Genomic DNA, 10,691 nt, shown 5'->3' with positions numbered 1-10,691 from the left:
GCTCTACCGGAGACTGCACGCAGCGCTCAAGAACGACGGATACTTCGTTCTCACCGACTACTTCGCGCCCTCCACCGAAGACGAGAGGGCACACTTCGAAGAGCTGGCCAGGCTCAGACGGGAGCAACAGATCACGGATGATGCCCTCTACCACTACGACACCCCGCTCACCGTGGAGCACGAGGTGAAAGCGCTTCGAGCCGGCGGCTTCAGCGAGGTCAGCGTGCTCAACAGATGGGAGAACACCTGCACGATCTTGGCACGGAAGTGAAACGTAAACCAGGCCCCACCAGGCCTGAACGGGATTCAGCCGACCCCTAGCCCGTGGCAGCGTCCAATCGCCACAGGCGGCAGGCACCGCACACCATCTCGGGCTGGGCGAGAATCTACTGCAGCGGCGCCCCACAAGGCGCCGCTTTCGGTTTGCAACAGCCGAGCGCGCAGGAACACCACTGTCCCTCATCGGAACCGATGGGTTTTCACTTGGTGGCGGCCTCCAAGTCGAAATCGTTCGGCGACCAGCGTGGGCTGGGCAGGGGGAACGCCAGCCAGAGGCTTCATGACAGCGCTCCAGCCTCGTTCACCCCGCGCCGGAGCCTGCGACACGGCGCCTTGGGGTGGCAGAGGGCCCGATATGTCGGCGGAGGGTGCCCCGGAAACCGACGGTTTTCCACTTTGCGATGGCCTCGAAGTCGAAATCGGGCGGCCTCCAACGCCAACCGGGCAGGGGGCTGCTGGCCCGCGGCGCGGCCGGGAAACCCACGGGTTGGACGCGTGCATGCGGAACCGACGCCTTTTCGGTTGGACGCCAAGGCCAAGTCGAAAACCTTCGGCCGCCACCGTCACCCTCTCGCTCCCCCCTCTCGCCGCACTGCTACCTCCCGGTCAACATAAAATGGCACCAAACCCCCCGAGAGGAGCATGCGTATGTACCACTGGGCGGCGTATCCCTACCCCTGGGGCATGCCCCCCCAATACCCGTGGGTTGCCGGCAACCGGAACGGCGAGCCCCAGCGGCGCCGGGGCTATGACCGCGGCGGCCAGCCGTACGTCGTCAACCTGAACAGGGTCGCCCGGCAGAACCCCAACTTCCGCACCGCGCTCTGGACCGGCCGCCACTTCCAGGTGACGGTGATGAGCATTCCGGTGGGCGAGGACATCGGGCTGGAGGTCCACCCGAACACGGACCAGTTCATCCGCATCGAGGAGGGGCAGGGGCTGGTCCAGATGGGAGACCGCCGGGACCGCCTGGACTTCGAGCAGATGGCCTACCCCGGGTACGCAGTGATGGTCCCGGCCGGCAAGTGGCACAACGTCGTCAACCGGGGTAACCGGCCCCTGAAAGTGTCGGTCATCTACGCCCCTCCCGAGCATCCCTTCGGCACCGTTCATCCCACCAAGGCCAGCGCCGAGGGTCGGTGGTAAGGCAAGAGCACCTCCCGGCTCCCGGGGGGTGCTCCTGTTTTCGCACATTTTGTGAAGCGAAAAGTAGGTGAAGCTGAACCCTTCTCGAATGTATTCAGCAGACCTGCAAACGGGGTCCGCTTCTGTCAGCGCGAGAACACCTCACGACGAACGGGCCACGCCGCAGGGCTGGGCCGATCCCCGCAGCCCTGTCCTGCAGGTGGTCGTAGTACGGACACGGGAGAGTGGCAGCATGGCGGAGCTACGAGGACGATTGGTGACGCGATGGGCCACAGAGGTCGACCCAGACCACGTACTGCCCGAGTACCCCCGGCCGCAGATGGTGCGGCCGGAGTGGCTCAACCTCAACGGCTGGTGGGAGTACGCCGTCCTGCCCCGGGACGTGGAGCAGATGGGCCGGGAGAGCGACGGGCGCATCCTCGTCCCCTTCCCGATCGAATCGGTCCTGTCGGGCGTCGAACGGCCGCTCCGGCCGGCGGAGCGGCTCTGGTACCGCAGGCGGTTTCGGGTTCCGGCAGATTGGAAGGGCCGGCGCGTGCTCCTGCACTTCGGGGCGGTGGACTGGGAGGCGAAGGTGTGGATCAACGGCCGCCCGGTGGGAAGCCATACCGGCGGCTACTACCCCTTCAGCTTCGACATCACCGAACACTTGGATGAGGGTGACAACGAGCTGGTCGTAGCGGTGTGGGACCCCAGCGACACCTACGGCCAGGAGCGGGGCAAGCAGACCCTGAAGCCCGGCGGCATCTTCTACACGGCCGTCTCCGGCATCTGGCAGACCGTGTGGCTGGAGCCGGTGCCGGAGGTGTACATCCAGTCTTTCCGCCTGGTCCCCGACCTGGACCGCGGAAAGCTCACCATCACTCTGGCGGTGGGCGGCGGAAACGGCGCCCTGCGGTCCGAGGCAGTGGCCTCCAACGGCGGCGGGCTGGGCTTGGAGGCGATCGCCCATGAGGGCGACACCGTCGTCGCCTCCGCAACCGCCCCGGCGGGCCAGGCGCTGGCCCTCTCCATCCCCAACCCCCGGCCCTGGAGCCCCGACTCCCCCTTCCTCTACGACCTCACGCTCCGGCTGCTCACGCCCGACGGCGCCGTCGCGGACGAGGTCACGAGCTACTTCGCCATGCGCAAGTTCAGCGTGGGCACCGACGCCCGGGGGGTCAAGCGGCTCTTCCTCAACAACAAACCCCTCTTCCAGCACGGCCTCCTCGATCAGGGCTACTGGCCCGACGGGCTCTACACCGCGCCCACCGACGAGGCCCTGGAGTACGACGTGATCACCGCCAAGCGACTCGGCTTCAACATGCTCCGGAAGCACATCAAGGTGGAGCCGGCCCGCTGGTACTACCATTGTGACCGGCACGGACTCATCGTCTGGCAGGACATGCCGAGCGGCGGCGGACCCTGGAACAACCTGCACCACCTCATTCTGCCCAACCTCGTCGTGGGCGGCGTGCCGGTGAAGGACCGGCCCAGCAAGGCCCTGGGGCGGCACGAGGAGCGAAGCCGGCAGAACTACCGCAAGGAACTGCGGGAGATGATCGATGCCCTCTACAACGCACCCTGCATCGGGGTGTGGGTGCCCTTCAACGAGGCCTGGGGCCAGTTCGATGCGGCCGAGATCGGCGAGTGGATCGCCGGGTACGACCCCACCCGCCTGGTGGACCATGCCAGCGGCTGGCACGACCAGGGCTGGGGCGAGATCAAGAGCGTCCACATCTACTTCCGGCGGCTCCAGATGCCCCTTCGCATTCGGAACCGGGCGGTGGTCATCTCCGAGTACGGCGGCTATGCCCTGCCCGTTTCGGGGCACGTCTGGCGTCCGGGGCAGCAGTTCGGCTACCGGCGCTTCAAGTCCCGCGATGAGCTCACTGCGGCATACGTTTCCCTGATCCGTGACCAGCTCAAGCCGCTCATCCGAAAAGGGGTCTGCGCGGCTGTGTATACCCAGCTGACCGACGTGGAAACGGAACTGAACGGCATCCTTACCTACGACCGTGAAGTGATCAAGATGGACCCGGAACTGCTGGCGACGCTGCACAAGGAGCTGATCGCCGGTGAGTGACGCGATCTCCCGCAAGAACTGGACGCTCATCTGGATTCTCGGACTGGCCGGACAGATCTGCTGGAACGTGGAGAACTCCTGGTTCAACACCTTCGTGTACGCCAAGATCGCCAAGGATCCGGCCATCATCTCCTGGATGGTGGGCGTGAGCGCCGTCGTCGCCACGCTGGCCACCGGCGGCGGTGACGCTCCTCAGCGTGCTCCCGCTGCTCCGGGCCGCCCGATACGAACGGGCGCGCCGGATGGCCGCATGAGGCGCGGCGGCGTCGCTGCGGGAGGAGGGCCACCCATGCAGAAGCGCATCGAGCGCCCCGGCCCCGTCCTGCGTCCCGACGGCACCCTGGCGGAGCGGGGGTACGCGACCCGGGCGGTGCTCAACTTCAACCGCGAGGCCATCAAGGCGCCGCCCTGGCGCATCAAGGAGTGGGACTTCTACCAGGTCTCCAACGACCGCTACTGCCTGCAGATGACCATCGGGCATGTCTCCTACGCGGGGGACGTGTCGGTGAACCTCTTTGAGTTTGCCACCGGCCGGAAGATCACGGCCTCCAGCCTGCTGCTTCTGCCCTTCGGGCGGCTGGGGATGCCGCGCTCGGCGGAGGAGGGGGACCTGACCTACTGCGGGCGGGGGTTCGTCATGCAGTTCCTGGTGCGGAAGGGCGAGCGGCGGCTGATCTGCCTCGCCGACGGGCGGCGCGGCCGGCCGCCCGTGGCCGTCGACATCCGGCTGGAGCAGCCGGACCCCACGTCGATCGTGATGGCGACGCCCTTCGACGAGGACCGGCGCTGCTTCTACTACAACCAGAAGATCAACTGCATGCCGGCCAGCGGCGTGGCCCGGTTCGGTGATCGGGAGTACCCGTTCGAGCCCGACTCCGCCTTCGGGCTGCTGGACTGGGGCCGGGGAGTGTGGCCCTTCCGCCACCAGTGGTTCTGGGGAAACGGCAGCGGCTGGGTGAACGGCAGGCGGTTCGGTTTCAACATCGGATGGGGCTTCGGCAACACGGAAGCGGCCACGGAGAACGTGCTGTTCTACGACGGCACGGCCCACAAGCTCGGCCACGTGTACTGCGATCTGGCGGGCGGCGGCTACATGGCGAGAAAGCGAATCACCAGCGACGACGGGCGCTTCGACATGGAGTTCACGCCCATCTACGACAACTACACCCACACCAAGATCCTTTTCGTCGAGACAAGCTGTCATCAGGTGTGGGGCCGCTTCAACGGCCGCGCCGTGCTGGACGACGGCACCGTCATTGAAGTGAAGGACCTTGTGGCCTTCGTGGAACACGCGGTGAACCGCTGGTGAGAGGTGAAGGAATGAGTCAGCGGGTCCCCATCCCCTTGCACGAACTGCCCGACGGCGTCCGGCAGGCGCTGGGCCGCATCCGGACGGTCACCTACCCGTCCCAGGGCGCCACGTCGGCGGTGGCCGTTGTGACCACGGCGTCTGACCGCCTGGTGGTGAAGCGCGCCCGGGGCCCCCAGTTCCCGGACTGGCTGGAGCGGGAGCACGCGGTGCTCCGGGACCTGCAGCCGCTGGGCCTGCCGGTTCCCCGGCCCGTTTACTACGAGCGCCCCCGCCCGGACGAGGCCTGGCTGGTGATGGAACACCTCCCCGGCGAGCCCATCGGGGCGGTGCTGGCCCGCGAGACAGATCGCACCCGCCGGGACGCACTCCTGGCCGAGTGGGGGGCCGCCCTCCGGCGGCTGCACGACGCCGGACCGCCCCCCGGGTGGCCAACGGCGGACGACTGGCTGGACCGGGCCCTGGCGGAGGCGGCGCGGAACGCCGCCCGCTTCCCCCAGGAGGGGGCCACACCCGAGCTGCTGGCCCGGCTCCACCGGGAGCGCCCGGCTCCCGGAGCCCACGGCCTCATCCACGGCGACTGCACGGTCGACAACACCCTGGTGCTGAGCGGCCGCGTGACGGGGTTCATCGACTGGTCCGGCGGCGCCTGGGGCGACCGCCGCTACGACCTGACGCTGGCGACCCGCCCCGAACCGGGGGCGTTCGCCGAGCAGCGGGAGAAGGACCTGGCGGCCTTCTATGCGGGATACGGCGGCACGCCGCTCCCGCAGCGGGAGTGGGAGTGGTTCGAGGCGCTCTACGAGTTCTTCTGAAGGTGTGCTGACGTGCCCGGGCTGCCGCACCGAGCGCGGCAGGGGCCCGAGGGACTGCAGCAAAGGGGGAGGTTCGATGCGTTGTGCCGCCTGTGGCCGGGAGGTGGAGCGCAGACCGGGGGAGACGTGTCCGGTCTGTGGGGAGGTGCTCGGCCCGGAACAGACCGACGCCACGCCCGAGTCCACCGTTCAGGGCTTCGGCCGCGTGATGAGGGGGGTTCGAGGGGCCCGGTCCCGCTCGTGGGCCGTGCAGGTGGGCGGCCTGCTGATCCTGCTGGCACTCCTGCTGGTCGGCAGCGCCTGGGCGTACTCGCTGCTCGCGCAGGCGGGCGGGCAGGTGACGCCGGCCCTCCTCCTGCCCACGGCGCTGGTGCTGCTCACGTGCGTTGTGGCCTGGCGCTGGTACCGGTAGAATGGCGGAAAGACGCCCGTGCACCCGGCGCCAAGGCTGCTCCCGGGGCGCGGTTCGGACCGCCGGCGGCATGAGGTACGCCGGGCGCTCGCGGAGGGATATGCCGCCACAGATACAGGAAGCGGCGTGCTCCTACCGGGGAAGCACGCCGAACTTCTGACGACCGTGAATCGGAACGGGAGGGCTTGCACATGAAAAGCAGCATGGGAGTGAAACCCCGGCCCGTGCGGCCCGGCGCCACCATCGGTGTCGTGGCCCCTGCCGGGCCGGTGCCGGCCGACCGGCTGGAGGCGGGGCTGAAGCGGCTGCACGAATGGGGCTACCGGACGGTGGTGGGCGACGCGGTCCTGGCCCGGCGGGGCTACCTGGCCGGCACAGACGCCGAGCGGGCCACCGACTTCCACCGGGTGTGGGGAGACCCCCGGGTGGACGCGGTGATCTGCGCCCGGGGCGGCTACGGGGCCATGCGGATTCTGGACCGCATTGACTGGGAGATGATCCGGCGGAACCCCAAGTTCTTCTGCGGGTTCTCCGACATCACCACCCTGCATCTCGCCATGGCGCGGGAGGCCGGACTGGTCACCTTCCACGGCCCCATGGTGGCCGCCTTCGGCGAGGCGGAAGGTTACAACGCCGCGGGCCTCCGGCGGGCCCTGCAGGAGCCGGGACCGCTGGGGGAGGTTCCCTGGCCGGACCCCGGGGAGGAGGGAGCGCCCCGTCCCCTGACCATCCGGCCGGGCGTGGCGGAGGGCCGCCTGATGGGAGGGAACCTCAGCCTGATCGTCTCGCTCCTGGGCACCCGCTGGGAGCCGGACTTCACGGGCTGCATCGTGCTGCTGGAGGACGTGGACGAGGCCCCCTACCGAGTCGACCGGATGCTCACGCAGCTCCTGCTGGCGGGGAAGCTGCAGCGTGCGGCGGGGGTCCTCTTCGGCGACTCGCCCACCTGCCTGCAGGGGCCGCCTGACCGCCCGTCACTGACACTGATGGAGGTTCTGGAGGACCGGCTGGGCCCCCTGGGGATCCCGGTGCTCTACGGCTTCCCCTGCGGGCACGGGCCGCACCGGGCCACGCTGCCGCTGGGCGTTCGGGCCCGGCTGGACGCGGCGGTCGGGGCCCTCACGATCCTGGAGCCGGCTCTGGCCACGATGTAGGGCGTCGTTCCCACTGGGGCAGCCCTGTGGCCGCTGGCACTTCGTACGCAGGCGCCGATGGTCGCGGCGGTGCGCCGGGGCATGCGCGTGAGGTGGCCGGCCGCCAGCCGCCCCGTGCGAGAACCGCCATCAGCCCCCACAGGCGGAGCACCAGCCGTGGCATCATCCGGGGGCCAGGTCAACCAGATTGCCGCGAGGCCCAGGAGCATGGGCGCACTGCCTTCACGGGGTCACCATCGCGCCCTCTTCGCCATGGACAAAAGGTTTGTCCCATATCATACATATCTGAATGCAGGCCGCGTGGGATTCTCATGCAGGGCCGACGCTGGGTGGGGGTGACGGGATGGGCGGGCTCCTCATCGCCTTGATCTGGATCGCCTCGATCGTCCTCTTCTTCTGGGTCTGGGGAGATGCAACCGATCGGCACGGCCAGAACATCGGGTGCCTGTGGGCGCTGGCCGTGCTGGCGCTGGGGCCGATTGCGATTATCGCGTACCTGCTTTTCGGCCGTTCCAACGACTAGACCGCACTCTCGGCACGGCGGTCATCACCGCCCGTGCAGGCTCCTGGGCCCCGCCGTAACCAACGGCGCCGCGTCCGGAGCCGTGAGTTTTCCGGGGACAAGCCGGAGTCGGGGTAGTCCCGCCCCCATGCAGGTCGCAACAGGCGCGCACCCAAACACCTACAGAGAGAACGAGGAAGGAGACGATGCCATGCCGCAGAGCAAAGTCATCGCAGCACTCTCTGCCGTACGGGGCGTCGAGGCCATCGCCCTCGGCGGCTCCCACAGCCGCGGGGAGGCGGGGCCCCAGTCGGACTACGACTTCGGCCTCTACTACCGCGCCGGTGCGCTCGACCTGGAGGCGCTTGACCGCGCACTGACGGCGCTGGACGACGGCCACCGCACCGGACTGCTCCACCCACCCGGGGACTGGGGTCCCTGGATCAACGGCGGGGCCTGGCTCACCGTGGACGGGGTGCCCGTAGACATCCTGCTGCGGGAAATCGGCAAGGTGGAGGAGACCCTCCGCGACTGTCTGGCCGGGCGCGTGACCGTCGATTTCCAGTCGGGCCACCCTTTCGGGTTCGTCAACACCATCTACGCCGCCGAGACCCATTACGGCAAGCCGCTTTGGCAGTCTCCCGCGGCTCCGCTCGACCGGCTGAAGGCCCTGCTGTACGCTGAGGGACCGTACCCGCCCCGCATGCGGGAGGCCACGGTGCGGCGCTTTCTCTGGGAGGCCTGGTTCGCCCTGGCGTGCGCCCGTAAGGCGGCTCACAAGGGCGACTTTCACTACGCCGAGGGGTCTCTGTTCCGGGCGGTCGGGGCGTGGGTTCAGGTGCTTTACGCCCTCAACAACCGCTACCTGATGAACGAGAAGGGCGCCCTCGGCCGGGTGCGGGAACTGGAGCGCCGTCCGGCCGAGATGGAGTCCCGCGTGCGACAGGCGTACCGGCTGCTGGCCGACGGGGCGGCGGCGGACGCCTACGAGATCCTCGACGCCCTCCACGGGGAGATCCAGGGCCTGGCGCAGGAGTTCGAGCCCGTTCAGACCGAGATTCGCTGATCGGGCGATTCACGGCGGTCTGAGGGGTCACCCGCATATGGAAAGGGCCAGCCTCGGCAAGAAGAGGCTGGCCCCTGCGCGCTGGATTTCCGGCCCTGTTCCACTTATCTTATTCCGCCTCATTATCGGTCTAATTCGGTTTTGTTGCTTTGCAAGCGGCGCCGCCTCGCTTATACTAACGCACTAAAGGCGTAAAGTGAGAGGAGTCACGAATGGGGGGAGAGAAATGGGCGGCGCTCAGAATCCGTTTCTGATCGCACAGCAGCAGATCCGGAACGCGGTGGTGGCGTTGGGTGAGAGCGAGGAGCTGTACGAGCTCCTCAAGGCGCCGGCCCATTTCGTCGAGGTGCAGATCCCGGTGCGGATGGACGACGGCGGCGTCCGGGTGTTCACCGGGTACCGCAGCCAGCACCTCACGACCCTCGGGCCGGCCAAGGGTGGCATTCGGTTCCACCCCGCCGTGACCGCAGACGAGGTGAAGGCCCTCTCCATGTGGATGACCTTCAAGACGTCTGTGGTGGGCCTGCCTTACGGCGGGGGCAAGGGCGGTGTCGTGGTTGACCCGCGCAAGCTGAGCCAGGGTGAGCTGGAACGGCTCGCCCGGGGCTACGTGCGGGAGATCTGGCCCTTCATCGGCCCGGACAGGGACATTCCCGCTCCAGACGTGAACACCAACGCGCAGATCATGGGCTGGATGCTCGACGAGTACGAGAAGATCGTCGGCCGCAGCTGCCCCGGCGTGATCACCGGGAAGCCCATCGCCCTCGGCGGGTCGCTGGGGCGCAACGAGGCGACCGGCCGGGGCGTCGTGATCACGATCCGCGAGGCCATGGAGTACCTGGGCCTGCGGCTGGAAGGCGCCCGGGTGGCCATCCAGGGCTTCGGCAACGCCGGGCAGTTCACCGGCCTGCTCCTGGAGGAGCTGGGTGCGGTGGTGGTGGCCGCCAGCGACAGCCGGGGCGGCATTCTCTGCCCGGGCGGCGTCCGGGTGGCTGACCTCATCGCCCACAAGCAGGCCACGGGCAGCGTAGTCGGGTTCCCGGGCAGCCGCGCCACTGATCAGTACGGCGTGCTCACCGCCGACTGCGAGATCCTGGTGCCGGCCGCGCTGGAGAACCAGATCGACGCCGAGGTCGCCCGGGGCATCCGGGCCCGGGTGGTGGCCGAGGCGGCCAATGGCCCCACCACGCCCGATGGCGACCACGTGCTCGCCCAGCGGGGCATCTTCGTGATCCCCGACATTCTGGCCAACGCCGGCGGGGTGACCGTTTCTTACTTCGAGTGGGTGCAGAACCTGAACCAGTTCTACTGGACCGAGGAAGAGGTGAACGCCCGGCTCGAGCAGAAGATGGTGGAGTCGTTCCGGCAGGTGGTGGCCACGGCCGAGCGGCACGGCGCCTACACCCGGACGGCGGCCTACATGTACTCCATCCAGCGCATCGCCGAGGGGCTGCGGGTGCGGGGGCTGCTGCAGGCCCCGGCCCGGCAGCTGCGGGTTGCGGCCGGGCAGTAGCGGAAAAGAGGAGCCAGGGGGAACAGGGCTGCTCACAGGCAGGTTGCGCTGCCGGGGCAGCCCTTTTCACGTCTGCGACGGCGCTCTCGCCACAGGTTTCCGCCCGGCAGCGACGGGAATTTGCCCGGCGCCGGCGAATGAGTAGGTGGGTTTGCAAAATGCCGGCGCGTGTTCCGCCGCCGGCGAACGGGAGGTCATAGCTATGGTTGAACGCCTGACGGAACCCATCACCCCGATTCCCGAGCGCAGCGTGCGGACCCTGCCGGGCTGGCTGGGCCTTCTCATTGCCATGGCGGCGATGGCTGTCTCGATCTGGCTCTTCGTCCTGGGGCTGATCCCGACCGACAGGGGAGCGAGCCCGTCGCCGTTGCTCCTGGTGACCAGCACCGTGCTGTTTGTCGCCTCGCTGGTTCTTCTCAACGGCCTCTTC

General features: G+C 68.5%; 9 protein-coding genes and 2 pseudogenes. All 11 read left to right on the top strand.

The genetic code is table 11. The features are described from left to right. Positions 1-271: pseudogene (locus AB2385_RS15735) on the top strand (class I SAM-dependent methyltransferase); the annotation flags it as partial. Positions 272-927: 656 nt separating this feature from the next. Further along, positions 928-1,425 (top strand): cupin domain-containing protein, encoded by a 498-nt coding sequence (locus tag AB2385_RS15730; protein ID WP_367655962.1) that lies wholly within the window; start codon positions 928-930, stop codon positions 1,423-1,425. 256 nt (positions 1,426-1,681) lie between these two features. Beyond that, complete coding sequence (locus AB2385_RS15725) at positions 1,682-3,490, top strand: glycoside hydrolase family 2 protein (RefSeq protein WP_367655961.1); 1,809 nt, start codon at positions 1,682-1,684, stop codon at positions 3,488-3,490. Continuing rightward, complete coding sequence (locus tag AB2385_RS15720) at positions 3,483-4,799, top strand: DUF2804 domain-containing protein (RefSeq protein WP_367655960.1); 1,317 nt, start codon at positions 3,483-3,485, stop codon at positions 4,797-4,799. The genes AB2385_RS15725 and AB2385_RS15720 overlap by 8 nt, the downstream gene beginning before the upstream one ends. 11 nt (positions 4,800-4,810) lie before the next feature. Next, the gene (locus tag AB2385_RS15715; RefSeq protein WP_367655959.1) at positions 4,811-5,614 is read left to right on the top strand and encodes a phosphotransferase family protein; all 804 of its coding nucleotides are present in this window, start codon (positions 4,811-4,813) and stop codon (positions 5,612-5,614) included. A 76-nt stretch (positions 5,615-5,690) separates the two neighbouring features. Then, complete coding sequence (locus AB2385_RS15710; protein WP_367655958.1) at positions 5,691-6,026, top strand: hypothetical protein; 336 nt, start codon at positions 5,691-5,693, stop codon at positions 6,024-6,026. A 191-nt stretch (positions 6,027-6,217) separates the two neighbouring features. Then, positions 6,218-7,180 (top strand): LD-carboxypeptidase, encoded by a 963-nt coding sequence (locus AB2385_RS15705; RefSeq protein WP_367655957.1) that lies wholly within the window; start codon positions 6,218-6,220, stop codon positions 7,178-7,180. 343 nt (positions 7,181-7,523) lie between these two features. Then, positions 7,524-7,703 (top strand): hypothetical protein, encoded by a 180-nt coding sequence (locus AB2385_RS15700; RefSeq protein WP_367655956.1) that lies wholly within the window; start codon positions 7,524-7,526, stop codon positions 7,701-7,703. A 190-nt stretch (positions 7,704-7,893) separates the two neighbouring features. Continuing rightward, on the top strand, positions 7,894-8,748 hold the full coding sequence (locus AB2385_RS15695; protein WP_367655955.1) for a nucleotidyltransferase domain-containing protein: 855 nt from the start codon (positions 7,894-7,896) through the stop codon (positions 8,746-8,748). Positions 8,749-8,974: 226 nt separating this feature from the next. Continuing rightward, on the top strand, positions 8,975-10,261 hold the full coding sequence (locus tag AB2385_RS15690; RefSeq protein WP_367655954.1) for a Glu/Leu/Phe/Val dehydrogenase: 1,287 nt from the start codon (positions 8,975-8,977) through the stop codon (positions 10,259-10,261). Positions 10,262-10,463: 202 nt separating this feature from the next. Beyond that, positions 10,464-10,691 (top strand): annotated as a pseudogene (locus tag AB2385_RS15685) (hypothetical protein); the annotation flags it as partial.

It is taken from the genome of Symbiobacterium sp., from assembly GCF_040797425.1.
Taxonomy (GTDB): Bacteria; Bacillota; Sulfobacillia; order Symbiobacteriales; family Symbiobacteriaceae; genus Symbiobacterium.
This window is presented reverse-complemented; position numbering and strand designations above follow the sequence as displayed.

Excerpts from the sequence above, each read along its gene's own strand:
- AB2385_RS15730 (WP_367655962.1), top strand. The coding sequence starts at position 928 with ATGTACCACTGGGCGGCGTATCCCTACCCCTGGGGCATGCCCCCCCAA.
- AB2385_RS15715 (WP_367655959.1), top strand. The coding sequence starts at position 4,811 with ATGAGTCAGCGGGTCCCCATCCCCTTGCACGAACTGCCCGACGGCGTC.
- AB2385_RS15710 (WP_367655958.1), top strand. The coding sequence starts at position 5,691 with ATGCGTTGTGCCGCCTGTGGCCGGGAGGTGGAGCGCAGACCGGGGGAG.
- AB2385_RS15705 (WP_367655957.1), top strand. The coding sequence starts at position 6,218 with ATGAAAAGCAGCATGGGAGTGAAACCCCGGCCCGTGCGGCCCGGCGCC.
- AB2385_RS15700 (WP_367655956.1), top strand. The coding sequence starts at position 7,524 with ATGGGCGGGCTCCTCATCGCCTTGATCTGGATCGCCTCGATCGTCCTC.
- AB2385_RS15695 (WP_367655955.1), top strand. The coding sequence starts at position 7,894 with ATGCCGCAGAGCAAAGTCATCGCAGCACTCTCTGCCGTACGGGGCGTC.
- AB2385_RS15690 (WP_367655954.1), top strand. The coding sequence starts at position 8,975 with ATGGGCGGCGCTCAGAATCCGTTTCTGATCGCACAGCAGCAGATCCGG.